This is a genomic window from Erythrobacter epiphyticus (assembly GCF_034653295.1).
Lineage (GTDB): Bacteria > Pseudomonadota > Alphaproteobacteria > Sphingomonadales > Sphingomonadaceae > Erythrobacter.
This window is the reverse complement of the sequence record NZ_JAYEEU010000009.1, coordinates 1-23,656: the sequence shown is the minus strand read 5'-3', so window position 1 is coordinate 23,656 and position 23,656 is coordinate 1. Positions and strand designations below refer to the sequence as shown.

Below are 23,656 nucleotides of genomic sequence, written 5' to 3'. Positions count from 1 at the left end.
GCCGGGAACCATCTGGTTGGGCCATCATGCGGCGAAGCTAACACGGCGCTTTCAGCAAGGCGACAAAAAACCCGTCGGAGCCTGTGGTTAGCGGATCGAGCCGCTGGCCAGCCCCGCGCGCGGTTGTCGGCGCGGCCAGCGCCAAGGGTTGCGGCTGCCAACCAGGATGCCGCGCGAGAAAGGCTGCGATCCGATCTGCACCCTCGCTGTCGAGCAGCGAACAGGTAACAAAAGCGATCGTCCCGCCGGGGCGCACCAAGGCCGCGGAAATATCGAGCACGTGATCCTGCAAGGCGGTGAGACGGGCAAGGCTGGCCGGATCCAGCCGCCAGCGCGCGTCCGGCCCGCGCCGCCATGTGCCACTGCCCGAACAGGGCGCGTCCACCAGCACATGATCGGCGGCGCCGGACCAAGCCGCCAGCGCTGCCAATTCACGGCCCGGATCAAGCAAGACCGTGTATGCAATCCGCGCCTCGGCCCGCGCGGCGCGCGGCGCGAGATTGCCGAGGCGGCGCTTGTCCGTATCAGCCGCGATGATTGTCCCGGCGTTGCCAAGCCGCGCCGCCAGCGCCAGCGTCTTGCCGCCTGCCCCTGCGCACAGATCAATCACGGTATCGCCCGGCGCAATCGGCAAGGCCTCGACAATCAGCTGACTGCCAAGATCCTGCACCTCGATCAGCCCTTCGGCATAGGCGGGCCAGCTTTCCACTGCCGTCCCGCTGGCAAAGCGCAGGCCATGCGGCACCTGCAGCGCTTCACCCGCTTGCGGCAGCGCAAGCTGCGCCCGGTCCGCCTTCAATGCATTGACCCGCACATCGAGCGGCGCACGCCCGCTTAGCGCGGTCATGATCTCCTCGCTGATGCCTGAGGCGGTGAGCGCCGCGATCAGCCAGTCTGGAGCCGCGCCGCTCTCGGCCACCGGCTCACCGGGAGCGATCACCGCCGCGCCATAGGGGCTGCCATCAAACAGCGGTGCAAGCTCCGGGCGCGTTGCCGCAAGGCGCAACATCGCCGCGCGGCCATTCGCGGGGATCGGCCCGCAGGCGCGGATCGCATCATAGACCAAATCACGGATCGCCCGCCTGTCTTTCGATCCGGCAAAGCGGTGCGTCTTGAACCAATCGGCGAGAATCCGATCAGCCGGAGCGCCCTGCGCGCGCGCAGCGACAATCACCGCATCAAGCAGTTCGATCGCGCTCTGGACGCGGGCTGAGGGGGTCATTGGAAAGCCCCCTCCTTTTCAAAGGAGGGGGTTGGGGGTGGTTGCGCATGCCGCAGGCTCATGCGCCCCGGCACACACCACCCCGCTGCGACCAGGCGGCAAGCCGCCAAGCCTCGCGCCCCTCCTCTCAAGAAGAGGGGAGACGTGAGCCCGCGCTCAGCGCGTCGGGTAATTGGGAGCCTCGCGGGTGATGGCGACATCGTGGACATGGCTTTCCGAAAGACCCGCATTGGTGATGCGCACAAATTGCGCGCGCTCCTGCAAGTCGCGGATCGTGGCCGAGCCGGTATAGCCCATCGCGGCCTTGATCCCGCCCACCAACTGGTGAACCACATCGGCTGCGGGGCCCTTGAACGGCACTTGCCCTTCGATGCCTTCGGGCACGAGCTTCAAGGCCGAAACATCCTGCTGGAAATAGCGGTCGGCCGAACCACGCGCCATCGCGCCAACAGAACCCATGCCGCGATAGGCCTTGTAGCTGCGCCCCTGATAGAGGAACACTTCGCCCGGGCTTTCGGCGGTGCCCGCCAGCATCGATCCGATCATCACACTCGACGCGCCTGCCGCCAGCGCCTTGGCGGCATCGCCCGAGGTGCGCAAGCCGCCATCGGCAATCACTGGCACGCCCGATTTGGCGGCTTCGGCGGCGCTTTCCATGATCGCGGTCAATTGCGGCACACCGACACCTGCGACCACGCGCGTGGTGCAGATCGAGCCCGGCCCGATCCCGACCTTGACCGCATCAGCCCCGGCATCGACCAGCGAACGGGTGGCCTCTGCCGTCGCGACATTGCCCGCGATCACCTGCACTGCATTGGAAAGCTTCTTCACCCGCTCAACCGCGCGGGCGACTTCGATATTGTGGCCATGCGCGGTGTCGATCACGATGACATCGACTTCGGCATCGACCAGCGCTTCGGTGCGGGCAAAGCCTGCCTCGCCCACGGTGGTCGCCGCAGCAACCCGCAGCCGCCCGGCGGCATCCTTGGTTGCGTTGGGATAGGTCACGGCCTTTTCGATGTCCTTGACGGTGATCAGGCCGATGCACTTGTAAGCCTCGTCCACCACCAGCAGCTTTTCGATGCGGCGATGGTGCAGCAGGCGGCGCGCGTCTTCCTGCGACGTGCCGAGCGAGACGGTGGCGAGATTCTCCGTCGTCATCAGCTCGCGCACCGGCTGGAGCGGGTTTTCGGCAAAGCGCACGTCGCGGTTGGTCAGAATGCCAACGAGTTTGCCGGAATTATCCGTCACCGGAATGCCGCTGATGCGGTGTTGCTGCATCAATGCGCGCGCTTCGCCCAAAGTCGCATCCGGGCCGATGGTGATCGGGTTGACCACCATGCCGCTTTCATAGCGCTTGACCGCGCGGACAGCGGCGCATTGTTCGGCCACTTCGAGATTGCGGTGCAGCACCCCGATACCGCCCAGCTGCGCCATGGCAATTGCCATGTCGGCCTCGGTCACGGTGTCCATCGCCGCCGAAAGCACCGGAATGTTGAGCGCGATGTCGCGCGTCAGCCGCGTGCGGGTGTCGGCCATGCTCGGCAGCACGCTGCTTTCCGCCGGGCGCAGCAGCACATCATCGAAGGTCAAACCGAGAGGGATATCCATAGCTGCCACTTTCACAATTTGCGCGCCGCGTCTGATGCGCGGCTGATGCGGAGAGATTCGTGGCGGCCCATGTAACCGCGCTTTGTGACAAAGGCTAGGGTGCGGGGCTAGGGTGCGGGGCTCGCCTGTGCAGGCGCGGCCAAAAGCGGTGCCGGTTGGTAGCGAGCAGGGTCGGCAATCTGGCGGATCACGGCCTCGTGCAGCAAAAGATCATCAATCGCCCCGCCCAGTTCGATCTGCTCGGCCGTGTCCGACGGACGGTGGTAATCGCGCGCGAGAAACGGGCCCAAGGCCTCGCGCCCGGCAAAAGCGCTCGACACCAGCACCGCAGGCACGCCCTGTTGCAGCAGCACCCAGCCATCCTGCCGTTGCAGGAAGCTGTCGGCAAAGTCGCGATTGCCGAGCATGCGCTTGGTCTTGGTGAGGTGTTCGATCACCAGCGGTTCGAACGGGGCGCGGCCGCGCCCGACAATCCCGACCGGGGCGCCCGCCGGGGCGACCGCCACATTGTCGAAATTGAAGGCCGCGACAAAGCGATCGAGAGGGATCGGCGGGCTCGCTGCGAAGGCCCGCGCACCGAGCAAGCCGGTTTCCTCGGCGGTGGTGGCGAGCACATAGATATCGCGATCAAGTGGCGGGCCGGCTTTGAGGCGGCGTGACAGTTCGAGCATGACAGCAAGCCCGCTCGCATTGTCGACCGCGCCCTTGCAGATGCGATCAGCCGCCTCGGGCGGGCCGCATTCGCCAAGGTGATCCCAATGCGCCATCAGCAACACCGCCGCGCCATCGGGGGCCTTGCCGGGGATCATCCCGATCAGATTGTGGCTGACGAATTCGCGCCGCTGCGAGGTCGCCTCGATGCTGACCCCGATATCAAGCGCCAAGGGCACGAAATCACCTGTGCCCGAGGCCAGCATCAGATCGCGCCAACGCGCTTCACCCAGCACTCGCACCAGTTCCGCCTCGGTCATGAAGGCGCTCAGGGTGTTGGCAGCGTCATTGACGATGCGGACGCGTTCTTCGTCATTTTGCGCGCGCAGCTTGGCCAGCGCCGCCTTGTCGGACACCACAGTCAGCACCGCACCGGCATTGCGGGCAAACAGGGCGCTGCGCAGGGCATCGTCCGTGCCCTTGGCATCGGTCACAATGATGATGGCGCCAGCAACCTGTGCATCGCTGAGCGCTGCGGGATTGGCTCCAGCAAACCACACCTGTGCACCGGTATCCGGCCCGCCCTGCGCAAGTTCACGGCGCCGCGGGGTGATTGCGAAGCCGGCCTCAGGCGGGATCACCACCGTGCGCCTGCCGATGGTGAAGGCGAGCCGGCTCGCTTGCGGCAAGGTCGAGACAAGCTCGACCGGCGCGCGCCATGCACTGCCGGGATCATTGGTGCCCGATACCAGCCCGATTTCCTGCATCCGCCCGGTCAGATAGGCCAGCGTGCGCGCCTCACCGATCGTGCCGGGCTTGCGCCCGCCGAATTCATCGCTCGCCAGAATGGTCACATCATTGAGCAGCCGCGCGGCGATGGCGGCGCGCTCGGCAGGGGGCACGATGCCCGGCATGGCGCGCATGCACCCGGCCAGCGCCAGCAGCAGCGCGGCCAGACCCAGCAAGCGCCCCGATGCCCGGCTCATTCGGCGGTCCACCCCCCGTCGATACTGTAATTCGCGCCGGTGATCCCGCGTGCGGCATCCCCGCACAGGAACACCGCGAGCGCGGCGACATCTTCGGGCTGGATGAATTGCTTGGTCGGCTGCTTGGCGAGCAGCACATCATGCATCACCTGTTCGCGGGTCATTATGCGCGCAGCCATCGTATCGGGGATCTGGTTTTCGACCAGCGGGGTCCAGACATAGCCCGGCGAGATGCAATTGGCGGTGATGCCGTGGGTCGCGAGTTCAAGCGCGATCGTCTTGGTGAAGCCCGCCATCGCGTGCTTGGCCGCAACATAAGCGCTTTTATAGGGCGAGGCGGTGAGCGAATGGGCGCTGGCGGTCGCAATGATCCGTCCCCAGCCTTTCGCCTTCATCCCCGGCACGGCAAGCCGCGTGGTGTGGAAGGCGGCGGACAGGTTGAGCGCGATGATCGCATCCCACTTTTCCGGCGGGAAATCCTCGACCGGCGCGACATGTTGCATCCCGGCATTGTTGATAAGGATATCAACCGGGCCAACCTCTGCCATCATCCCCGCGATTTCGCCGGGCTGCATCAGATTGGCGCCGTGATAGGTCGCGCCCAGTTCGGCGCACAGGGCGGCGATCTCGCCCGGGTCGCTCAGCCCGTTGAGCACGACCTGCGCGCCTTCCGCCGCCAGCGCGCGGGCAATCGCAAGGCCAATGCCCGAAGTCGATCCCGTGACGAGAGCGCGCTTGCCTGCCAGCATTTGGCTCTTGAGCATTGGGTCCGACTCCTGCACCTGTGATGACCTTGCTGGGAAGAGGCTTTTGCCGCGCAAGGGGCGACTGTCCAGCAAATTACGCATCGATCCCGGATGTGCGGCAAGGGAGGCGAAAATCATGCGGTTGGGGCCATTCGACACCTCGGAAATCAAGGTGCGCGGCGGCGGCGGGGGTGGCGGTGCCGCAGGCGGGCTCGGATGCGGCACGCTTGTGATCGCGCTGATCGCGGCTGTGGTGTTCGGGGTCGATCCGATGCAGACCATCGGCATGATCGAAGGCGTGCAGCAGCAGTTGCCCGCCGACAATGCCCGGGCCGCCATCAGCGAGGATGAGCTGTGCTCCTCCAGCGCCTATGCCACCGAGGCCTGCGCCGCGCTCGCCAGTCTCAACCGCACCTGGGAGCCGGTGTTTGCCCGCAGCAATGTGCGCTTCGAACAACCTGAGCTGGTGCTCTATCCTTCCGGCCCGGTCGCGACGCGGGGCTGCGGCAATGCCTCTTCGGCGGCGGGGCCGTTCTACTGCCCGGCGGATCAGGGCATCTACCTCGATACGACCTTCTTCGATCAGCTCGCGCGAATGTCGGGCGCGCGCGGAAACTTCGCGCGGCTTTATGTGATCGGGCACGAATATGGCCACCACATCCAGAACATCACCGGGATCAACCGGCAAATCCGGGAGGCCCAGCAGGCCAATCCGGCCGCAGCCAACCGGATGCAGGTGGCGATGGAATTGCAGGCCGATTGCCTTGCCGGTGTGTGGGCAGGTGCCAACCGCGACTTGCTCGAACCCGGCGATCTCGAAGCGGGGATGATGGCGGCAAGCGCGATCGGCGATGATGCGCTGATGCAGGGATCGGGCCGCGCGATCAATCCCGAAGCCTTCACCCATGGCACCAGCGAGCAGCGCATGGCAGCGCTTCGCCGCGGGCTCAGCCGTGCCGACCCCAACGCCTGCAACACCTATACCGATAATCTGTGAGGCGCCGCTGCCTGATTGCGCGTGTTACCATGTTCTGGTAACGTCTAGGGCATGGGAAAGAACACCTCGATCGTGCTCGGCGAACACTTTGAAGCCTACGCCCGCCGCAAGGTGGAATCGGGGCAGTTTGCGACCATCAGCGAAGTGGTTCGCGACGCCTTGCGACGGGCGGAGGAGCGGGAGAAGCGCATAGAAGCCCTTGATGCAGCACTGCAGGAGGGACTGGATAGCGGACCCGCCGAAGAGTTCGACTTCGACGATTTCCTTCGCGAGATGCACGCCGATTACAAGGCTGACTGATGCGCCTGATCGTCTTGCCCAGTGCGCGGCGCGACCTGGCAAACATCTGGTCGGACACGGCGGACAGGTGGGGCATTGAACAGGCGGACAGCTACCTTGCGGCGATCAACGCCCGCTTCGGCGGGATCACCGACTTTCCTTCCAGCTATCCCGAATATCACAGCAAGCACGGCACCTTCCGCAAGGCCGCCAGCGGAGAGCACCTGATCTTCTATGTCGTCGGCGACGGCGCAGTCGAGGTCGTAAGGATCCTCCACAACCGCATGGATGTGGGCGAATTGCTCGATTAGCAACGGTGCAAGAAGCGAGAACTCGGTCGACTGACGCATGATTGGAGCATCAAGATGAGTATGGGGCTTGGACTAGGGCTAGGTCTTGGCCAGCAGCGCCCAGCAACTCGGGCGTTCAAGCAGGAGAATGGCGGACCGGAGCTGCTGTTGCAGACATCCGTTACTTTGCATTCAAGCACCGTGTCCGAAGGTACAATCATAAGGCACCTCCACCAGCCATGGATTGAAATCGCAGAGCATCTGAAACGCGATCCGAAATTTCTTTTCGAGTTTTCGAAGCATCCAACTCGCTTCGAGGAGTTCCTGGCGGCGTGCTACGATCGCGCGGGATTCGATGAGGTAATCCTCACACCCCGGAGCGGGGATCGCGGACGTGACGTTATTGCCACAAAGCGTGGCCAGTTCTCTCTGAGGGTCCTCGATCAAGCAAAAGCCTTTAGTGAAGGCAATCTGGTCCGGCACGATGACATCAGGGCCATGCTACATGTCATCCAGCACGACAGAGCTGCTTCAAAGGGCTATGTCACGACCACGTCCGACTTCGCTCCAGAGATACTGGCCACTGACGGTGAATTTGCCGGATATATGCCCACCCGACTAGAGCTTCGAAACGGCAAAGCTATCGCCGAATGGATCGAAGCTCTAGCGAGTAGCGCCAAAGATCAATAAACGCGCGCCTTGGGCTCGATATACTCGATATCGTCGGTCAGGGTGTATTCGTGCACCGGACGGTAATCGATGCGGCTGTTGCTGCCGCGGCCGCCCCAGCCGTCGAACCAGGCGATGGTGTGCTTCATCCATTCCTTGTCGTTGCGATCGGGGTAGTCCTCGTGCGCGTGGGCGCCGCGGCTTTCCTTGCGGTTGGCGGCCGACGCCATCGTCACGTTGGCCTGCGCCATGAGGTTGTCGAGTTCGAGCGTTTCAATCAGGTCGGAGTTCCAGATCAGCGACTTGTCGGTGACGTGGATATCCTCCATCCGCTTGTTCTGCTCGGCCAGCTTGGCCACGCCTTCGTCCATCAGCTTCTGGTCGCGGAACACGGCGCAGTGCTTCTGCATCGCCTTCTGCATCTCCGCCCGGATCTGCGCGGTGGGCGAGCCGCCTTGCGCATAGCGGAAGTGATCGAGCCGGGTCAGCGCGAGGTCGGCGCTGTCGGCCGGAAGTTCGGGCTGCTTGGCATTGGGCACCAGATTGTCGCGCAGGTGATGCCCGGTCGCCCGGCCAAACACCACGAGATCGATCAGCGAGTTCGAGCCGAGGCGGTTCGCCCCGTGGACCGACACGCAGGCCGCCTCGCCCACGGCATAGAGGCCGGGGATCACGGTATCCGGGTTGCCATCCGGCCCCAGCGTCACGACCTGCCCGTGATAGTTACACGGAATGCCGCCCATGTTGTAATGCACCGTCGGGGTGACAGGGAGCGGCTGACGGGTCAGGTCAACACCCGCGAAGATCTTGCCGCTTTCGGTGATGCCCGGCAGACGCTGCGCCAGCACATTGGGATCAATGTGATCAAGGTGCAGGTAGATGTGATCGCCTTCCGGCCCGACACCGCGCCCTTCGCGCATTTCCAGCGCCATCGAACGCGACACCACGTCACGCGACGCCAAATCCTTCGCCGACGGCGCGTAACGCTCCATGAAGCGCTCGCCTTCGGAGTTGGTGAGATAGCCCCCCTCCCCGCGCGCGCCTTCGGTGATCAGCACGCCCGCGCCGTAGATGCCGGTAGGGTGGAACTGGACAAATTCCATGTCCTGCAAGGGGAGCCCGGCGCGCAACACCATCCCGCCGCCGTCGCCGGTGCAGGTGTGGGCCGAAGTCGCGGTGTAATAGCAGCGGCCATAGCCGCCGGTCGCCAGCACCACGCTCTGCGCGCGGAAGCGATGGATCGTGCCATCGTCAAGGCACATCGCCATTACGCCGACGCACTGCTTCACCCCGCCCACTTCCGACATGATCAGATCAAGCGCGAAATATTCGATGAAGAAGTCCGCGTCATACTTCAGGCTCTGCTGATACAGCGCGTGGAGCATGGCGTGGCCGGTGCGGTCGGCCGCGGCGCAGGTGCGCTGCACCGGCGGGCCAGCGCCCATGTTCTGCATGTGGCCGCCGAACGGACGCTGATAAATCGTGCCATCGGCGTTGCGGCTGAACGGCACGCCCGCGTGCTCGAGTTCATACACCGCCGCAGGCGCCTCACGCGCGAGATATTCGATCGCGTCCTGATCGCCCAGCCAGTCCGACCCCTTGACGGTGTCGTACATGTGCCAGGTCCAGTGATCGGGGCTGTTATTGCCGAGCGAGGCGGCGATCCCGCCCTGCGCCGCCACGGTGTGCGAGCGGGTCGGGAAGACCTTGGTGATGCAAGCCGTCCTGAGACCCGCTTCGGCTGCGCCCATGGTCGCGCGCAGGCCCGATCCGCCTGCCCCTACAACGACGACATCATAAGTGTGATCGATGATCTTGTAAGCGCCCTTCAGGTGCGCGCCGCCGACATCATTGGCGGTGCCGGGTGCTGCTGCGGTAGCCATCAGGCCTGACCTCCGAATGCGAGTGCGGCCACGCTGAAAATCGCAAAAGCGCCGCCGCCGATGGTTGCAAGATTGAGCGCCGAAAGCACGGCGAATTTGGTGCCGGTGTCGTGGACGTAATCCTCGGTCACGACCTGAAGTCCGAGCCGGGCGTGCCAGAACAGGCTGATCACCAGCAGGATCATCGGCACTGCGGCGACCGGCTGGGTCAGCCACTTGGCGACGCTGTCATAACCGAAATCGCCCAGCATCACGAAGCTGATGAGCAACCACGCCATCAGCACCACATTGCCGATCGCGGTGGTGCGCTGCACCAACCAGTGATGCGCGCCGTGATGCGCCGAACCAAGGCCGCGCACCCGGCCAATCGAAGTTCCGTTACCCATGTCTCGCTTGCCCTACTTGGTCAGCATCACGGCCCAGAAGGCCATGGTCAGCAGCACCGCGATTGCCGGTGAGGCAATCGACCAGAAACGATTGGTGGTGAGTTCGTATCCCGCGCCAATATCGAGCACGAAGTGGCGCAGGCCGCTCATCAGGTGCGTGAAAAAGGCCCATGAAAGCCCGACCAGCACCACCAGCCCGATGGGCGAACCCATGGCAGCCTGGAACGTCGCATAGGCTTCGGGCCCGCTCGCCAGCGCACCAAGCCACCACACCAAAACACCAAGGCCGACCAGCGCCATGCCATCGCCCGTCGCGCGGTGCAGGATCGAGACCAGCATATGCGGGCCCCAGCGCCAGATCTGCAAATGCGGAGAAAGCGGTCGTGTCTTCATGGTCACCTTGAATGATCCCCTTGTTGCTTCCCACTTAGCGAAGGCCGCGCGTCTGGCAAGCGCCCTTGCGCTCGACAAGTCTTGCAAAGTTTTGGATAGGGCATTGCATGGGACACATTCTTGTCACGGGATCAAGCCGGGGAATTGGCAGGGCTGCACTGGCTGCGCTCGCCGCCAGAGGCGCAGCGGTGATTGGCCATGCCTCGCGCACGCAACCAGCCGCAGCGGGGGCGCCGCCGATCATCGCGGCTGATTTCGGCGATCCGCTGAGCGTGCAGGATCTGTGGGATCAGGCGCTCGACATGGCAGGCGGCGCAATCGACGTTGTGGTGAACAACGCCGGGCGATTCGAAGCCAACCGGCTCGACCGGTCAGGTCTCGAATGGCTGGATGCGTGGGAAGATACCCTGCGGGTCAACCTCACCAGCGCCGCGCAGCTTTCGCGCCTTGCGGTGCTACACTGGCAGGAGCGCGGCTTTGCCGGGCGGCTTGTCCATGTCGCCAGCCGCGCCGCCTATCGCGGCGATTCCCCCGCGCACTGGCATTATGCCGCAGCCAAGGGCGGGATGATCGCGATGCACAAGACCATCGCGCGCGCCTATGCCAAGGACGGCATCCTCAGCTTTGCCGTCACCCCCGGCTTTACCGACACCAGCATGGCGGATGATTATCTCGCCAGCCGCGGGGGGCCGGGCCTGCTGGCGGACATTCCGCTGGGCCGGGTGGCAACGCCGGAGGAAATCGCCGCGATCATCACCTTCTGCGCGCTCGATGCTCCGCCGAGCATGACCGGCGCGGTGATCGACGCCAATGGCGCGAGCTTTGTCCGCTAAGATGGCCTCTCCTGACACCACCTGGAAGCTCTCGCTCTTCGCGCCCAAGAAGATCGTACAGGACGCGCTGCTGGCGCATGATCTGATCGAGGATTGGGACCCCGACCTCGTCATCGCCGGGCGTGAAGTTGCCGAAGACCAGCCCGATGACTGGGTGCTCGAAGGGTGGCTGCCGCGCAAGCCGGGCAAGGCCGAAAAAGCCGCGCTCGCAGGGTTGTTCACGGGCAAGGCCCCCAAGGTGGTGATCGAGGAACTCCCGCCGACCGACTGGGTGACCTTGAGCCAGCAAGGCACCCCACCGATCCGCGCCGGGCGCTTCCACGTTCACACACCTGAATATCCCGCCGACCCGCAAGCGATCGACTTCACCATCCCTGCGTCGCAAGCCTTCGGCACCGGCCAGCACCGCACCACTGCGGGCTGTCTCGAAATGCTCGGCACCATGAAAGCGAGCGGGCTGATCGCGCGCAACATCGCCGATATCGGCACCGGCACCGGGCTGCTCGGCTTTGCCGCGCTGGCGCTGTGGCCCCATGCCAAGTGCACGCTCACGGATATTGATCCGGTCTGCGCGCCGGTGGTCGAGGAAAACGCTGCTCTTAACGCCATCCCCCTTGGCCCGCGTGCAGGCGAGGCGGTGATGATCGTGGCTGACGGCATGGACGATCCGCTGATCACGGTGCGCGGGCCGTATGATCTGCTGATCGCCAATATCCTCGCCGGGCCGCTGGTGGAGCTGGCGCCGGATTTTGCCCGCGCGGTGGCACCGGGCGGGAGCCTGCTGCTCGCCGGATTGCTCGCGGGTGAACAGGAAGCGGCGGTCAAGCAGGCGATGCGGCGCGCGGGCTTCCGTCCGGCAGCGCGCCTCCAGAATGGCGACTGGGCGATTTTGTGGCTGCGGCGCCGGAGGGGATGGAGCCACGCGCGCTAGGCGCGCAGCCCCTCTTCCAGCAATGCCAGCGCATGGCGGATGAAGGCGGCCATATTGGCGATGCGATCATCCGCGGCGGTTTCGAGCAGGCGGGTCCGCGCCCCGCCCGGCCCGGCAGATTCCCATTGAGGCCTTACGCGGCAGGGCGAAAACAGCCTGCGCGATGCTAAGACTTGCCCTCATCCTCGCCCCCATCGCGGGTGTCCTCATCCGCTTCTGCCTCGCCCAATCCGCCGCTGGCCGTCTCGATCCCGGCGCCCAGCGCTACGCCCAGCGCAAGACCCAGCCCGATATTGTCAAACAACAGCCCGAAAACGAGGCCCAGCGACATCCCGATCGCAATACCGGACCCGGGAGAAAAGTCTTTCATCCTGCCTCCGCCACAATGGCCGCCCAGCCCGCCTCGTCCACCACTTCGATCCCGAGTTCGGCGGCCTTCTTGAGCTTCGATCCCGCGCCCGGCCCCGCAACCAGCAGATCGGTCTTCGGGCTGACAGAACCCGCCGCCTTCGCGCCCAGCCGCTCGGCCTGCGCCTTGGCTTCATCGCGGCTCATGGTTTCGAGCTTGCCGGTAAACACCACGGTCTTGCCCGCGACCCGGCTGGCGACGGTCTTCACCTCGTAACGCGGCGGGGTGACCTGCCCGAGCAGGTCTTCCCACACCGCGACATTATGCGGCTCGTGGAAGAAATCGCCGAGCGCCTGCACCACGCTCGGGCCGATGCCGTCGATGGCGGTGAGCTCGCCGAGAGCCTGTGCTGCCATATCCCCGTTCGTGTCGAGCATCGTCGAGACACGCTCGCGCATCTGCCTCTCGACTTCGCTCGAGGCGAACGGCAGGCGGGGCGCATTGGCAAACATCGCCAAAGCCCGCAGCACCGGCAGTTCGTGCAGATGCTTCATCAAATCCCGCGCCGTCACCTCGCCGACATGGCGGATGCCCAGCCCGAACAGCAGCCGCGCCGCATCGGGCGCGCGCTTGGCCTCGATCGCAGCCAACAGGTTATCCACAGACTTGTCCTGCCAGCCCTCCAGCGCGAGGATCTCGCTGCGCCGCTCCCGCAAGCGGAAGATATCCGCCGGGCTTTCGAGCCAGCCAAGCGCGAAGAACTGCGCGATGGTCTTCTCGCCCAGCCCTTCGATATCGAGCGCCTTGCGGCTAACGAAATGTTCGAGACGCTGGGTGCGCTGCGCGGGGCAGATCAGCCCACCGGTGCAGCGGACATCGACCTCGCCTTCCTCGGCCACGGCCTCGCTGCCGCATTCGGGGCAGTGATCGGGGAAGGGAAAGGCCGGGCGCGGTTCGTCGCGGGTGAGGTTCTCGACCACCTGCGGGATCACATCGCCCGCGCGCTGGATCACCACGCGGTCGCCGACGCGCAGGCCCAGCCGTGCAATCTCGTCGCGGTTGTGGAGCGTCACATTGGTGACGGTCACCCCGCCGACCAACACGGGCGCGAGCCGGCCCACCGGAGTCAGCTTGCCCGTCCGCCCGACCTGAATGTCGATCCCCTGCACCACGGTTTCGGCGCGCTCGGCCGGGAACTTGTGCGCGAGCGCCCAACGCGGGGCCTTGGCGACAAAGCCCAGCCGCTCCTGCCAGTCGAGCCGATCGAGCTTGTAGACGACGCCGTCGATGTCATAGGGCAGATCGGGCCGCGCCGCGCCGATGGCATGGAAACGCGCCACCAGCGCATCCGCCCCGCCGACCACGCGCGCGAACAGCGGCGAGACCGGGAAGCCCCATGCGCGCAAGTGCTCCACGACCTCGGATTGGGTCGCCCCCGGCACCTCGCTCGCCGCACCCCAGCCATGCGCCCAGAAGCGCAAGGGGCGCCTGGCTGTGACACTCGCATCCTTCTGCCGCAAGCTCCCCGCCGCCGCATTGCGCGGGTTGGCGAAGATCTTGCCGCCCGCTTCATGCTGCGCAGCATTGAGTGCGGTAAAGGCCTGTTTTTCCATATAGACCTCCCCGCGCACCTCGAAGATGGCGGGCCCATCCCAAACCCCGTTCGCGTCGAGCGAAGTCGAGACGCCCTCTCCGAACAGGTCTCTCGACTGCGCGCGAGACGAACGGAGGTCTTTCGGAATATCATCGATGAACTGGACATTGGCCGTCACATCCTCGCCCACCTGTCCATCACCACGCGTCGCGGCGCGCACCAACACGCCATTCTCGTAGCGTAGCGAGCACGAAAGCCCGTCGATCTTGTCCTCGGTGGTCACCGCCAGCGGCTCGTTTTCGGGCAGGTTGAGAAAGCGCCGCATCCGCGCCAGCCAATCAGCGACTTCCTCGGGCGAAAAGGCGTTGTCGAGGCTCATCATCCGAACCTCGTGCGCCACCTTGCCGAGCGGCGAGGCGGCGATGGCGTGGCCAACCTTGCGCGACGGACTGTCATCCCGGATCAGATGCGGAAAGGCGGCTTCGAGTTCGGCATTGCGGCGGACCAGCGCGTCATATTCGGCGTCGGAAATCTCCGGCGAGTCTTCCGCATGGTAAAGCCGATCATGCTTCGCGATGGCGCGGGCGAGGCGCATCAGTTGATTGGCGGCCTCGGCCTCCGAAAGGGTTGCAGGATCGCTCATCTGCCTAGTCTTCACCCTTCAGCACCGCCAGCATGGCAGGTTCGTTCGCCGCATAGGCCGCATGGCCGGGGGTGATGATGGCAAAATGGCTTGCCCCCGGATTGGCACGGACCATCACCTTGGCCCCGCCGGCCGCCATCGCCGCCCGGGTCGTGGCGGAGGGATCGGGCAACCTTGCCTGCACGAACAGCAGCTCGGCCAGTCGCGGCGCGGCAGTCGCGGGCGAAATGGCCTTGTAGCGTTCGGGGAATTGCTGCGGCGCGCCGCCGATGAAGGGATCGACCGCGGCAAACTGGCACAGCCTGTCAAAAGCGTCCCGTTCAGCGGCGACATCGCCCGGCCCGTCGAGCACGATCGCAGCGCGGGCCGTGATCGGTGTGCGGGTGCCCAGCGGGCCATCAGCGCCTTGCTGCATCGCGAGCCATTGCGCGGGCAGCGCCCCTGCCGAATGGCCGACCAGCGTGATCCGCGCGCGATCAATCGGGTGACGCGCCGCAACCGTGTCGATCAGCTTGGCCGATGCCGCCCAATCGGCGAAGGAACCCGGCCAGCCGCCGTCATCCCCGACCTCGCGATAATCGACATTGAGCGTCGCAATCCCGAGTTGCTGCCAGCGGGTCGCGAGCGGGGCCATGTAGGCTTGGCTGGCGATCCCGGTTGTCCAGCAGCCGCCGTGATAGATCACCGCGAGCGGGAACGGGCCTGTGCCCTCCGGCAGCCGCAATTCGGCAAAGCCGCGCGGGTGATCGGCATAGCGCAGGATCGCTTGCGGAGCCGACGCGGCGAGATTGGCATCGGTTCCGAACAGCGCCGTGTTCGGCTGCACCGGTGCAGGGGACGGCTGGCTGACGGGCGCCATCGGAGTGCAGGCTGTTGCAAGCAGGAGGATTGGCCCTAACCACCCCCAACCTTTTCCTCTGACGAGGAGGGGGCTTTGTCCGAACGCCATCATGACTCCCCCTCCTCTAAGGAAGAGGGGGCTAAATGTGCGGTCTGCTCGTTCCCCATTACACCCCCTCCAGCAGGCGGTCTGCCTGCGCGCGGGCTTCGGGCGTGACTTCCGCGCCAGACAGCATCCGGGCAATTTCCTGCCGCCGCCCTTCATCATCCAGCAGCACCACGCTGGTTTTCGTCACCATGCCCGATGAGGCCTTGGCAATCATGTAATGCTGGCGTCCGCGCGCGGCGACTTGCGGCGAGTGCGTCACCGCCAGCAATTGCCCTTCCTGCGCAGCCAGCCGTGCGAGGCGTTCGCCAATCGCGCTCGCCACCGCGCCGCCGACTCCGCGATCAATCTCGTCGAAGATGATCGTCGCCGCCCCGCCCTGTTCGGCGAGCGCGACTTTGAGCGCGAGGATGAAGCGCGACAGTTCCCCGCCGCTCGCGATCTTGGTGAGGGGTGCGAAATCCGCACCGGGATTGGTGGCGATGAGGAATTCGGCTGCGCTCATCCCGCTCGCATTCCAGCGCTCTTCGGGAAGCTGCGTCACCGCCGTGCGGAACCGCGCGGCATCCAGCTTGAGCGGGGCGAGTTCGGCCGCGACCACGCTGTCCAGCCGCGCCGCCGCCTCGATCCGCGCCGCGTGCGCGGCTTCGGCCAGCGCGACATATTCGGCGCGCGCTTCGCGGGCAGCGGCTTCGAGCGCATCGAGCTGCGCTTCGCCGCCTTCGATGGCATCAAGCTGCGCACGCATCTGCCGCATCAGATCGGGCAGATCATCCACCTCGCAGCGGTGCTTGCGCGCGGCGGCCCGCAGTTCGAACAGCCGGGTTTCGGCGCGTTCGAGTTCGAGCGGATCGTGGAGCAGCGCCTCGGCTGCGACTGTCAGCCTGTCTTCGGCCTCGCTCGCCTCGATCACCGCGCGATCCAGCGCGGCGAGCGCTTCGGCGAGCAGCGCATGCTGATCGGCAATGCGGTCGAGCTTCCGCGCCGCGACCCGCAAGGCAGCGAGCGGCGAATCCGAGCCTTCCCAGATATGGCGCAGGCCTTCGAGATCGCTCGCCAGCTTCTCGCCCTTCTGCATATCGGCGCGGATCCCGGCGAGGCGCGCTTCCTCGCCCGCCTGCGGTTCGAGCGCGACCAGTTCGGCAAGATGGGCGACCAGCAGGTCTTCATCCGCCTTGGCCGCGGCCACGGCATCGCGCGCTTCGGCCAGCTGCGCCTCGGCCTTGGCCCAGGCCGCGTAGCGCCGTTCCAGCGCGGCAAGGTCCGTCCCGGCATAGCGATCGAGCAGCAGCCGGTGCCCGCGCGGGTTGACGAGGCCGCGATCATCGTGCTGGCCGTGCAGTTCAACCAGCGCGGGCGCAATCTCGCGCAGCAGGGCGACGCTGGCGGCCTGATCATTGATGAAAGCCTTTGATCCGCCATCGGCCTTGATCAGGCGGCGGATGATCAGCGGCTCGCCCGGTTCGATCGTGATCCCGGCTTCATCGAGTGTGAGCGCGACAGCGGCGGGCAGCGCGGCGAATTCGAAGCTGGCGGATACGCTCGCCGTGTCCTCGCCGCTGCGCACTAGGCTGCTTTCCGCGCGGTCTCCCAGCACCAGCCCAAGCGCATCGAGCAGGATCGATTTGCCCGCTCCGGTCTCGCCGGTGAGCACGCCAAGCCCGCGCGCGAACACGAGGTCGAGCGCTTCGATAAGGACGATGTTGCGGATCGAAAGCCGGGTCAGCATGAGAGCCAGAGCCTTAGCCCAAGCGCAACGGCGCGTCACCTGTGATGGCAGCGCCTATGAACAGGCCTCAGCCGGGCTGCACATCCGGGGCGTGCTTCTGGATCAGCTTGTAGGCGCGTTCATACCACGGATTGCCGGGGTAATTGGCGCCCAGCACGGCGGTGTACTTCACCGCTTCTTCGGGGACGCCAATCGCCAGATTGCTTTCCGCCAGACGATAGAGCGCTTCGGCGGTGTGGCTGGTGGTGTCGTATTTCTCGATCACGTTGCGGAAGCGGATCGCGGCCGCAAGCCACTGGCCCGAACGCTGATAGAGCCGCCCGATCTCCATTTCCTTGCCCGCCAGGTGATCGGCCACCAGATCGAGCTTGAGCCGCGCATCGGCGGCATATTCGGTTTGCGGGAAACGGCGGTTCACTTCCTCGAGCGCGGTCTGCGCCTGTTCGGTGATCTTCTGATCGCGGTTCACATCGCTGATCTGCTCGTAATAGCTGAGCGCGATCAGGTAATAGGCATAGGGCGCATCCTTGTTGCCGGGGTGCACCGACAGGAAGCGCTGCGCATTCTGGATCGCCTTGTTGTAATCCTTGGCGATGTAATAGCTGAACGCGCTCATCAGCTGGGCGCGGCGCGCCCACGGCGAATAGGGGTGCTGACGCTCAACCTCGTCGAACAGGCCCGCCGCCATCAGCGTGTTGCCGCGATCCAGCCGCCGCTGCGCTTCGGCGTAGAGCGTCTCCACATCGCGCGCGACAAAGGCGACATCCTTCTGCGCCTTGCCGCCGCCGCAGGCCGTGGTGGTGGCAAGGAGTGCCCCGAGAAGGGCGGCGTGCGCGAGGCGCTTGGGAAGCTGACGTGTCATGCCGCAGGCCTATAAAGCCTTGCGCGCTGAACGCCAAGTGAAGGCTGATGCCCTATGCCCAATGCCGAAGGCTTGGGCATGAGAGGCGGAAGCCCGGCCGGCGGGTCGACTTTTCGACCCGTTCGACGTCACGGGTCGCATGGAGCGTTTGCGCCAGCAAACGCGGAACGGCGCGGGACGTCAGGCCCCTCCCCGACATTTTCCTACTCGCCCGTTTTGTGTTCCACTTCCCGCGCCATGACCAGACGCGCCAAGCCCCAGACCACCCGGCTGCCTGTGCCAGCAGGCGAGCTGCCCCGCTTCACCCCCGTCCCGCGCCGCTCCACCCGCCACGATGGCTGGACGCCCGAGCGCCAGCGCGACTTCATCGCCGCGCTTGCCGATACCGGCTCGGTCGAGGCGGCGTGCAAGGCCGTCGACATGGCACAGCGCGGGGTCTACGCGCTGCGCCGCCAGCCCGGCGCCGAAGGCTTTCGCGCCGCGTGGGAGGCCGCGCTCCAGCTCGGCGTGCAGCGGATCGAGGATGTGGTGATGGACCGCGCGCTGAACGGCGTGGAAGAGCCGCTCTATTCCTACGGCAAGCTCGTCGGCACGCGGCGGCGCTATAATGACCGGCTGCTGATGTTCATCCTGCGCAACCGCGCGCCCGAGCGCTTCGCGGCCGGCGGCGGGCCGAAGGGGCTGAATGCGGTCGGCAAGGCCGAGCTTGAACGGCTCAAGAAAGAATGGCGCGCCGAATGGGAGAGCGAGCAGCGCCAGGTTTCTGCCGAAGAGGTGCGCGCCAATATTGATCGCAAGGTCGAGGCGATCCGGCTGCGCTTTCAATACGAAGCCGAACACCGTTGGGCCGCTCTCAGCGAGGAAACCCGCGCGGCCTGGGCGCATTTCCTGTCCCTGCGCGACCGTGATCTCGACGCGATGAACGCCGATGCCAAGACGCGCGACGTGCTCGATGTGACATGGCATGCGCCTCGCGATCACTTCGACCCGCCGGAGCGGTTGCGGCTGGGCGCTGAAAAGGGCGAGGATCAGGGGGCCGGGGCGCCAAGCCACCACCCGCCCGAGGGCTGGTCCTACCGCCAGCCGAAGCCCCCTGTGCCGCCAAGGACGGCGTGGACGCTGAAGGATGAGGGGTTTGATCTTTAGGGGGTGAGGCGCGCTAATCCTCCCCTTCAGGGGAGGGGAACCACCGCAGGTGGTGGAGGGGCGAGCTAGGGTGAAGGCGCGCAGCGCAGGCGTTTGCGCAGTTAAGGCCACGCTGAAAGCCGGTGCGCGCCATCGCATCACCGCCCACGGCGGGCGGGTCGCCCCGAAGCGTCAGCGAGGGGTGAACCGGTTCGACGTTGTGGCCGCGGCTTTGCCGTGGCCATAAAGCACTTCGGTCTATATGTCCGTTCTACGACCGGCGACGGTTTACTGGATAGTGCTCCATTCTCTGAACCGCACTGCGGCATCGCGAAAACGCACGAGGTTGCCAACCTCGCCCATCAAGAGCGCATCGCCCGATGATATGGGCTGGGTGTCATCATACACTGCCACCCTCTGTACAGATTCAAATTCCGTTGTCCTTGCCAAATCGTAGAATTGCTTGAAGCGGCGAGCTATCGCCTCGCGGTCAGCAATTGGTTCGATAAAGGCGATTGGATACGCCTGCTGAATGTCCAGAACTACCGCTGAGACCCTATAGCGACTTCCTAGGTGTCCATTCACTTCTTCATTCGTTCGCACTCGGGCTGGACCGACAGTGTCTAACACTTGGCTGATAACTGAAGACTTGAAGTCTCTCATGGGCGCAAGTTCGGACTTCAAAAGAAGATCAGCGACGAGACGCGACGCGCAACCTACGGTGGACATAACAAAGCCTAGCTGATCGGCATCCACACATGCCCTTTTCACCCGGAAATCCTCGATTTCACAACCATAGGCGCTCACCTGCGGCGCAAGCGATTCAGCGAGCTTTGGGGTGATCCGTACCCCACGCGATGAAAGCAACATTGCCGCATAACTATTATCGTGTACTATGAAACCGTTCTGCGACGGGCTTACGACGACCATCACTGCGTGACCGGTATGATAAACCTGCGGGAGCTCAACTTCGTAGCCCTGCTCTGTTTTGAAGACACGAGTTAGGCGGCAAATGCTCTCGTGAAGAATGCGGTCGCCAATAGTATTGGACATCAGTCAAACAACCTGTCTTGCTCGGGAAGGTAGGGCGGCCTCTCATAGATGCCATGGAATGTGATATTTGCGCGGCGAAGGAAATCGTTGAACCATTGCACATGGTACAAGTCGCGATTGTCACGTTCGGCAATGTCACAAGGCCATTTAGTCCAATGCGTCACGTCGACCACCTCCCCCGTCTGATTATTGTGCATCCGTGCCGGGTTAACGTCCAATGCAAAAATCCGCTGACCATAGATCAGCGAGAACGTGCATTTCCTCGGAAGCTTTCGAACATGAGCCGTCATGGCGAGGCGCAGGTTCCAAACCGGACTGCTCGGTGCGATTACCTTCATGTCACAGGTGCTATAGTCGCCGTGCCCCTTGTCACGCCAAGTCATCGAGTCCTGAATCAGCTTTGGCGTTGCCAAGACTTCCGAGACGGTCTGATGAAAACCACTTTGAAACAGAGCCGACGCCCCCTGCGCTACAGCTTGCCCTTATACCTCAGATGCTTAGCAAACATACCCCTAACTCAAAATACGGACTTTGATGATCTCAATTGATCTTCAATGTGGCACCATCGTCCAGCGTGAGGCTAGAAGAATGAAAAACCAGCCGCGCCAAAGCCGCGGCCATTAGACCGCCTTCGGCTAACTGCTCGCCGGACTGACAGCATTAACCTTCTGCGCCCCGGCCCTGCCCGGCAGCACCCTCTCCGAGATCGCCCCTCACCCAACCGTCGCCCCGGGCTTGACCCGGGGGGTATAGCGATAAGAGCGGAAAGAGTTCGATCTGACCACACCTGTTGCACGTTTCAGGATCAGAGAACGTAGGGTTCGGGCTGGAAAGGCCGATTTTGTCGAAACTTGAACGGCTGGCCTACTAACAAGGACTCATCGAAGCGGAGATGCCTCTAGCGAGCGAAGGGCAGCTAATCGATCAAGATCCTTCAATTTGCCCGCGTCTTGATTTTGCTTCGACCACTAAGTGCGTCCGCGCTGCCAAATTCTGCCAACAAAATCTCGAGCTTCTGCCAGCTCAGCATCCGTTTCCAAATTTCTAGTTTCCAAAACTTTTTCGACAAACCCCGGCCCATGGGAGCCTAGGGATTGGCAGAATCCTTCCAACTCTCCGACAGGCACGATCCAAAGTCCGATCGCAGCGCATTTTTCGGCAAGCTGATCATATTGTATAGTCGGCTCTCCACTTGGAAGTCCGCGACGACCGCTCTGCTTGAGAGCGCTCCAAGGCGAAACCGTCTTGAAAACTCTCTTGATTTCGTTCTCTTTAGCTCGCGGAAATTCATCCGTGCCGGCCACATCATCGATCAAGTCGCCAATCATGCCTTTCACTTGAGTAGCATTCAGAGGAGGCCTCTGGCTCAGGACGGAATTGTAAACTGACTGCCAATGAGGGCGTAACTCAGACCACGTCCCACCAAGCTTCTCGACCAAAGTCTTGAAAGTGGTTTCGTCGTTCAAGGCGTCGATGTCGGCGATAACCGAAACGGGGACGTCTAGCGCCCTTAGGGTGTCTGCCAATTTCGACATCCGATGTTTGCCAGCCGTGTGGACGAAAAGCACGTCGGGACGACGCTCTCCAGAGATAGAGGGCAGATTGAGAATTGCTTGATAGAACATGCAGTCGGCGTCGGATTCACACACTATTACATGCTCAAAAAAGATGCCATCGAATACCTTTGAAAAGCGGGTCAGAGTATCTTTAGCGACGGCCTGAGTTTGGCTTTTGCTCAGTTCTTTAACACGATTGATTTTGCCCTCACGACGGATTCGTATTATGCGTACTTTATCCGAACCACCTTCGATAAGGCCGTCAAGAATATCAGTGCTGTGCGTCGCAATAAAAAGCTGAGACTTGGTGCGTCGTCCCTCTGCAATGTATTTCCCCAACAGTCTCGCTTGAGGTGGATGAAGGAAGGCTTCCGGCTCATCCAAAAACTGGATTGAATGATGGCTAGCCGCAAGGATATGCAAAAGCACGGCGGCGAAACTTCTCATGCCGTCGCCCTGACTATCGAGTTGGACGCTGGTGCGCTGAAGCTCCTCCACAAATTCGCGCGAGAGTTCGTCTTTTCCGGACGCGAGCTTTGGCTTTTCACCAACGTAAAGAGGGAAATTGCCCCCACCTGCCCGAAACGGGATCAGGTCAGCTCCAAAAGCGTGCCTAAATTTTGCGCTCACCTCAGCAGCAAGCTTCTCATCCATTAGAAGCGTATGGATCGGATGTGTCGGCGCATCGCTAAAAAGCGCAATTGCACTCGCCGCATCAGAATCTTGAATTCGTGTCTCAGTCGCCAGCCTTTTTGCAAAGAACGGCGCGACAGGATGCCTGTCACTAGGGTTATCGAACCACGAAATTTGGTTATGATAGATATTGAATCCGATACCTCCGTATCGCAATTCACCGCCGGACTGCGACTTTTGAGAGTGAAGATCTAGATAAGCTCGTAGTGAGGCGGAATCTCCCGTTTTCTTCAAGCTAGCTGAGTGCACAATTACGCCTGGCTGCGTCCTCGCCACCATAGCCTCCATTTCTCGAAGTGTTGCACTCTTGCCAGCGTTGTTAGGGCCAACGAATACAACAATGTCGTCGTCTTCGAAGGATAGAGTCGACCCATCCGAAAAGGTGATGGCCTCAAACGCCAACCTTGGCCGTTCAAGGGCGGCAACGGAGTGAGTTGGATTGTTGCTAGCCATTTTCTACTCCGCAATTAAATTGCTCAACTTCTTACCTAAGCGTCTAGATCAAGGATTTACGGTTGCGCTGCGTATCGCAATCAACGAATGCTGGCATTTACGAATGCAATAGCGATGGCAACAAATAAAATTCTATACTTTAGAATGTTATGGTTCGGCAGGGCTTCGCCAGCCGAATAGCAGTTTTTCCGAGTAGCTAGGAATTCAATTCTGCCACCACCCGTGCAAGCTGCGGTGAAAGCCTGCAACAGCCATCTTTGCGCAGAATGAAATCAGCCGGGGCAAAGGTATGGTCGCGCACGAATTGCAGGATTTTCACGTCCACAGCTGAGCGCTCCAATTCGATCATGTCGAGCGCCCATGCGTGACTGCCTCGCTTGCTGTTGTGCATGATCCCGATGGTGAGATCATATCCCTCAGCGATGGCTTCGATCGTAAGCGGTGTTCTCAGGCCACATGAGCGTGTGGGGTGAGCTCGTCTATCCGCGATGCGGGGTGGCCATTGGCGAGCCTGGTGAGCGTCGCGGCCAGCCATGTGTGTGGGTTGATGCCGGTGAGCTTGCAGTTTTCGATGAGCGTGGCGATCACCGCCCAGTTGTCGCCACCCTCGTCGGAGCCGGCGAACAGGGCGTTCTTGCGGCCCAAGGCGAGCGGACGGATGGCGCGCTCAACGGCGTTGTTGTCGAGATCGATGCGTCCATCGTCGAGGAAGCGCGTCAGGCCATCCCAGCGTTTGAGGGCGTAGCTGATCGCTTCGCCGAGCTTGGCCTTGGCGC

At 63.3% G+C, this 23,656-nt stretch carries 24 protein-coding genes; 7 read left to right on the top strand and 17 right to left on the bottom strand.

Features of this window, described 5'->3' with window-relative positions; all coding sequences use genetic code 11:
* Nucleotides 1-37: 37 nt before the first annotated feature.
* The 4 genes from SOQ14_RS10995 to SOQ14_RS10980 form a co-directional block, all read right to left on the bottom strand.
* Entirely contained in the window at nucleotides 38-1,222 is a 1,185-nt protein-coding gene (locus SOQ14_RS10995) for an RsmB/NOP family class I SAM-dependent RNA methyltransferase (protein ID WP_322898163.1), read from the bottom strand.
* A gap of 156 nt (nucleotides 1,223-1,378) precedes the next feature.
* The gene (gene guaB / locus SOQ14_RS10990; protein ID WP_322898162.1) at nucleotides 1,379-2,833 is read right to left on the bottom strand and encodes an IMP dehydrogenase; all 1,455 of its coding nucleotides are present in this window, start codon (nucleotides 2,831-2,833) and stop codon (nucleotides 1,379-1,381) included.
* Nucleotides 2,834-2,940: 107 nt separating this feature from the next.
* Nucleotides 2,941-4,470 (bottom strand): M20/M25/M40 family metallo-hydrolase, encoded by a 1,530-nt coding sequence (locus SOQ14_RS10985; RefSeq protein WP_322898161.1) that lies wholly within the window; start codon nucleotides 4,468-4,470, stop codon nucleotides 2,941-2,943.
* Complete coding sequence (locus tag SOQ14_RS10980) at nucleotides 4,467-5,234, bottom strand: 3-hydroxybutyrate dehydrogenase (protein ID WP_322898160.1); 768 nt, start codon at nucleotides 5,232-5,234, stop codon at nucleotides 4,467-4,469. The genes SOQ14_RS10985 and SOQ14_RS10980 overlap by 4 nt, the downstream gene beginning before the upstream one ends.
* A 118-nt stretch (nucleotides 5,235-5,352) precedes the next feature.
* Between SOQ14_RS10980 and ypfJ the strand changes: the two genes are divergently transcribed.
* Genes ypfJ through SOQ14_RS10960 form a run of 4 tightly spaced genes read left to right on the top strand, consistent with a single transcriptional unit; the run spans nucleotide 5,353 to nucleotide 7,472 of the window.
* Nucleotides 5,353-6,213 carry a KPN_02809 family neutral zinc metallopeptidase gene (gene ypfJ / locus SOQ14_RS10975; RefSeq protein ID WP_322898159.1) on the top strand — a complete coding sequence of 287 codons (861 nt, stop codon included), beginning with the start codon at nucleotides 5,353-5,355 and terminating at the stop codon, nucleotides 6,211-6,213.
* A 51-nt stretch (nucleotides 6,214-6,264) separates the two neighbouring features.
* Nucleotides 6,265-6,513, top strand: a complete 249-nt coding sequence (locus SOQ14_RS10970; protein WP_322898158.1) for a type II toxin-antitoxin system ParD family antitoxin — start codon at nucleotides 6,265-6,267, stop codon at nucleotides 6,511-6,513.
* The gene (locus SOQ14_RS10965; protein ID WP_322898157.1) at nucleotides 6,513-6,803 is read left to right on the top strand and encodes a type II toxin-antitoxin system RelE/ParE family toxin; all 291 of its coding nucleotides are present in this window, start codon (nucleotides 6,513-6,515) and stop codon (nucleotides 6,801-6,803) included. Before SOQ14_RS10970 ends, SOQ14_RS10965 begins: the two co-directional genes overlap by 1 nt.
* Nucleotides 6,804-6,857: 54 nt before the next feature.
* Complete coding sequence (locus SOQ14_RS10960) at nucleotides 6,858-7,472, top strand: restriction endonuclease (protein WP_322898156.1); 615 nt, start codon at nucleotides 6,858-6,860, stop codon at nucleotides 7,470-7,472.
* Here the strand turns inward: SOQ14_RS10960 and sdhA are convergent.
* The 3 genes from sdhA to sdhC are packed head-to-tail and all read right to left on the bottom strand — an operon-like array spanning nucleotide 7,466 to nucleotide 10,113.
* Complete coding sequence (gene sdhA / locus SOQ14_RS10955) at nucleotides 7,466-9,334, bottom strand: succinate dehydrogenase flavoprotein subunit (protein ID WP_322898155.1); 1,869 nt, start codon at nucleotides 9,332-9,334, stop codon at nucleotides 7,466-7,468. The two genes, SOQ14_RS10960 and sdhA, sit on opposite strands and share 7 nt — an antisense overlap.
* Nucleotides 9,334-9,720: a succinate dehydrogenase, hydrophobic membrane anchor protein gene (gene sdhD, locus SOQ14_RS10950; RefSeq protein WP_322898154.1), complete on the bottom strand. Its 387-nt coding sequence runs from the start codon at nucleotides 9,718-9,720 to the stop codon at nucleotides 9,334-9,336. The genes sdhA and sdhD overlap by 1 nt, the downstream gene beginning before the upstream one ends.
* Before the next feature lie 12 nt (nucleotides 9,721-9,732).
* Nucleotides 9,733-10,113, bottom strand: coding sequence for a succinate dehydrogenase, cytochrome b556 subunit (gene sdhC, locus SOQ14_RS10945; protein ID WP_322898153.1), 381 nt, complete (start codon nucleotides 10,111-10,113; stop codon nucleotides 9,733-9,735).
* 107 nt (nucleotides 10,114-10,220) lie between these two features.
* Here sdhC and SOQ14_RS10940 point away from each other — a divergent pair, with 107 nt between their 5' ends.
* Both SOQ14_RS10940 and SOQ14_RS10935 read left to right on the top strand, forming a co-directional pair.
* Nucleotides 10,221-10,946, top strand: a complete 726-nt coding sequence (locus SOQ14_RS10940; protein ID WP_322898152.1) for an SDR family NAD(P)-dependent oxidoreductase — start codon at nucleotides 10,221-10,223, stop codon at nucleotides 10,944-10,946.
* A gap of 1 nt (nucleotide 10,947) precedes the next feature.
* The gene (locus SOQ14_RS10935; RefSeq protein ID WP_322898151.1) at nucleotides 10,948-11,877 is read left to right on the top strand and encodes a 50S ribosomal protein L11 methyltransferase; all 930 of its coding nucleotides are present in this window, start codon (nucleotides 10,948-10,950) and stop codon (nucleotides 11,875-11,877) included.
* Between the two features lie 166 nt (nucleotides 11,878-12,043).
* Here SOQ14_RS10935 and SOQ14_RS10930 read toward each other — a convergent pair whose 3' ends face one another.
* The 5 genes from SOQ14_RS10930 to bamD all read right to left on the bottom strand — a co-directional run bounded on the left by SOQ14_RS10930 (nucleotide 12,044) and on the right by bamD (nucleotide 18,000).
* Nucleotides 12,044-12,247 carry a glycine zipper domain-containing protein gene (locus SOQ14_RS10930; protein WP_527194250.1) on the bottom strand — a complete coding sequence of 68 codons (204 nt, stop codon included), beginning with the start codon at nucleotides 12,245-12,247 and terminating at the stop codon, nucleotides 12,044-12,046.
* Nucleotides 12,244-14,463, bottom strand: coding sequence for an NAD-dependent DNA ligase LigA (gene ligA, locus SOQ14_RS10925; RefSeq protein WP_322898149.1), 2,220 nt, complete (start codon nucleotides 14,461-14,463; stop codon nucleotides 12,244-12,246). Before ligA ends, SOQ14_RS10930 begins: the two co-directional genes overlap by 4 nt.
* 4 nt (nucleotides 14,464-14,467) lie before the next feature.
* Nucleotides 14,468-15,322 carry an alpha/beta hydrolase family protein gene (locus SOQ14_RS10920; RefSeq protein WP_322898148.1) on the bottom strand — a complete coding sequence of 285 codons (855 nt, stop codon included), beginning with the start codon at nucleotides 15,320-15,322 and terminating at the stop codon, nucleotides 14,468-14,470.
* 148 nt (nucleotides 15,323-15,470) lie between these two features.
* Nucleotides 15,471-17,138, bottom strand: coding sequence for a DNA repair protein RecN (gene recN / locus SOQ14_RS10915; RefSeq protein ID WP_322898147.1), 1,668 nt, complete (start codon nucleotides 17,136-17,138; stop codon nucleotides 15,471-15,473).
* 67 nt (nucleotides 17,139-17,205) lie between these two features.
* The gene (gene bamD, locus SOQ14_RS10910; RefSeq protein WP_322898146.1) at nucleotides 17,206-18,000 is read right to left on the bottom strand and encodes an outer membrane protein assembly factor BamD; all 795 of its coding nucleotides are present in this window, start codon (nucleotides 17,998-18,000) and stop codon (nucleotides 17,206-17,208) included.
* Nucleotides 18,001-18,237: 237 nt separating this feature from the next.
* Here bamD and SOQ14_RS10905 point away from each other — a divergent pair, with 237 nt between their 5' ends.
* Complete coding sequence (locus SOQ14_RS10905) at nucleotides 18,238-19,146, top strand: hypothetical protein (protein ID WP_322898145.1); 909 nt, start codon at nucleotides 18,238-18,240, stop codon at nucleotides 19,144-19,146.
* 267 nt (nucleotides 19,147-19,413) lie between these two features.
* Here the strand turns inward: SOQ14_RS10905 and SOQ14_RS10900 are convergent, their stop codons facing one another.
* From SOQ14_RS10900 to SOQ14_RS10880, 5 genes are all read right to left on the bottom strand, one after another.
* The gene (locus SOQ14_RS10900; protein WP_322898144.1) at nucleotides 19,414-20,178 is read right to left on the bottom strand and encodes a hypothetical protein; all 765 of its coding nucleotides are present in this window, start codon (nucleotides 20,176-20,178) and stop codon (nucleotides 19,414-19,416) included.
* A complete protein-coding gene (locus SOQ14_RS10895) occupies nucleotides 20,178-20,516 on the bottom strand; it encodes a hypothetical protein (RefSeq protein ID WP_322898143.1) in 339 nt (112 codons plus the stop codon). The genes SOQ14_RS10900 and SOQ14_RS10895 overlap by 1 nt, the downstream gene beginning before the upstream one ends.
* 630 nt (nucleotides 20,517-21,146) lie before the next feature.
* Nucleotides 21,147-22,880, bottom strand: a complete 1,734-nt coding sequence (locus SOQ14_RS10890; protein ID WP_322898142.1) for an ATP-dependent nuclease — start codon at nucleotides 22,878-22,880, stop codon at nucleotides 21,147-21,149.
* A 196-nt stretch (nucleotides 22,881-23,076) separates the two neighbouring features.
* Entirely contained in the window at nucleotides 23,077-23,415 is a 339-nt protein-coding gene (locus SOQ14_RS10885) for a CRISPR-associated endonuclease Cas1 (protein WP_322898141.1), read from the bottom strand.
* A partial coding sequence (locus tag SOQ14_RS10880; RefSeq protein WP_322898140.1) for an IS66 family transposase occupies nucleotides 23,328-23,656 on the bottom strand: 329 nt, incomplete at its 5' end. The genes SOQ14_RS10880 and SOQ14_RS10885, both read right to left, overlap by 88 nt.

What these genes read in the sequence shown, in the direction of transcription:
- SOQ14_RS10995 (WP_322898163.1), bottom strand. Translation starts at nt 1,222, where the DNA reads ATGACCCCCTCAGCCCGCGTCCAGAGCGCGATCGAACTGCTTGATGCG.
- guaB (WP_322898162.1), bottom strand. Translation starts at nt 2,833, where the DNA reads ATGGATATCCCTCTCGGTTTGACCTTCGATGATGTGCTGCTGCGCCCG.
- SOQ14_RS10985 (WP_322898161.1), bottom strand. Translation starts at nt 4,470, where the DNA reads ATGAGCCGGGCATCGGGGCGCTTGCTGGGTCTGGCCGCGCTGCTGCTG.
- SOQ14_RS10980 (WP_322898160.1), bottom strand. Translation starts at nt 5,234, where the DNA reads ATGCTCAAGAGCCAAATGCTGGCAGGCAAGCGCGCTCTCGTCACGGGA.
- ypfJ (WP_322898159.1), top strand. Translation starts at nt 5,353, where the DNA reads ATGCGGTTGGGGCCATTCGACACCTCGGAAATCAAGGTGCGCGGCGGC.
- SOQ14_RS10970 (WP_322898158.1), top strand. Translation starts at nt 6,265, where the DNA reads ATGGGAAAGAACACCTCGATCGTGCTCGGCGAACACTTTGAAGCCTAC.
- SOQ14_RS10965 (WP_322898157.1), top strand. Translation starts at nt 6,513, where the DNA reads ATGCGCCTGATCGTCTTGCCCAGTGCGCGGCGCGACCTGGCAAACATC.
- SOQ14_RS10960 (WP_322898156.1), top strand. Translation starts at nt 6,858, where the DNA reads ATGAGTATGGGGCTTGGACTAGGGCTAGGTCTTGGCCAGCAGCGCCCA.
- sdhA (WP_322898155.1), bottom strand. Translation starts at nt 9,334, where the DNA reads ATGGCTACCGCAGCAGCACCCGGCACCGCCAATGATGTCGGCGGCGCG.
- sdhD (WP_322898154.1), bottom strand. Translation starts at nt 9,720, where the DNA reads ATGGGTAACGGAACTTCGATTGGCCGGGTGCGCGGCCTTGGTTCGGCG.
- sdhC (WP_322898153.1), bottom strand. Translation starts at nt 10,113, where the DNA reads ATGAAGACACGACCGCTTTCTCCGCATTTGCAGATCTGGCGCTGGGGC.
- SOQ14_RS10940 (WP_322898152.1), top strand. Translation starts at nt 10,221, where the DNA reads ATGGGACACATTCTTGTCACGGGATCAAGCCGGGGAATTGGCAGGGCT.
- SOQ14_RS10935 (WP_322898151.1), top strand. Translation starts at nt 10,948, where the DNA reads ATGGCCTCTCCTGACACCACCTGGAAGCTCTCGCTCTTCGCGCCCAAG.
- SOQ14_RS10930 (WP_527194250.1), bottom strand. Translation starts at nt 12,247, where the DNA reads ATGAAAGACTTTTCTCCCGGGTCCGGTATTGCGATCGGGATGTCGCTG.
- ligA (WP_322898149.1), bottom strand. Translation starts at nt 14,463, where the DNA reads ATGAGCGATCCTGCAACCCTTTCGGAGGCCGAGGCCGCCAATCAACTG.
- SOQ14_RS10920 (WP_322898148.1), bottom strand. Translation starts at nt 15,322, where the DNA reads ATGGCGCCCGTCAGCCAGCCGTCCCCTGCACCGGTGCAGCCGAACACG.
- recN (WP_322898147.1), bottom strand. Translation starts at nt 17,138, where the DNA reads ATGCTGACCCGGCTTTCGATCCGCAACATCGTCCTTATCGAAGCGCTC.
- bamD (WP_322898146.1), bottom strand. Translation starts at nt 18,000, where the DNA reads ATGACACGTCAGCTTCCCAAGCGCCTCGCGCACGCCGCCCTTCTCGGG.
- SOQ14_RS10905 (WP_322898145.1), top strand. Translation starts at nt 18,238, where the DNA reads ATGACCAGACGCGCCAAGCCCCAGACCACCCGGCTGCCTGTGCCAGCA.
- SOQ14_RS10900 (WP_322898144.1), bottom strand. Translation starts at nt 20,178, where the DNA reads ATGTCCAATACTATTGGCGACCGCATTCTTCACGAGAGCATTTGCCGC.
- SOQ14_RS10895 (WP_322898143.1), bottom strand. Translation starts at nt 20,516, where the DNA reads ATGAAGGTAATCGCACCGAGCAGTCCGGTTTGGAACCTGCGCCTCGCC.
- SOQ14_RS10890 (WP_322898142.1), bottom strand. Translation starts at nt 22,880, where the DNA reads ATGGCTAGCAACAATCCAACTCACTCCGTTGCCGCCCTTGAACGGCCA.
- SOQ14_RS10885 (WP_322898141.1), bottom strand. Translation starts at nt 23,415, where the DNA reads ATGGCTGGCCGCGACGCTCACCAGGCTCGCCAATGGCCACCCCGCATC.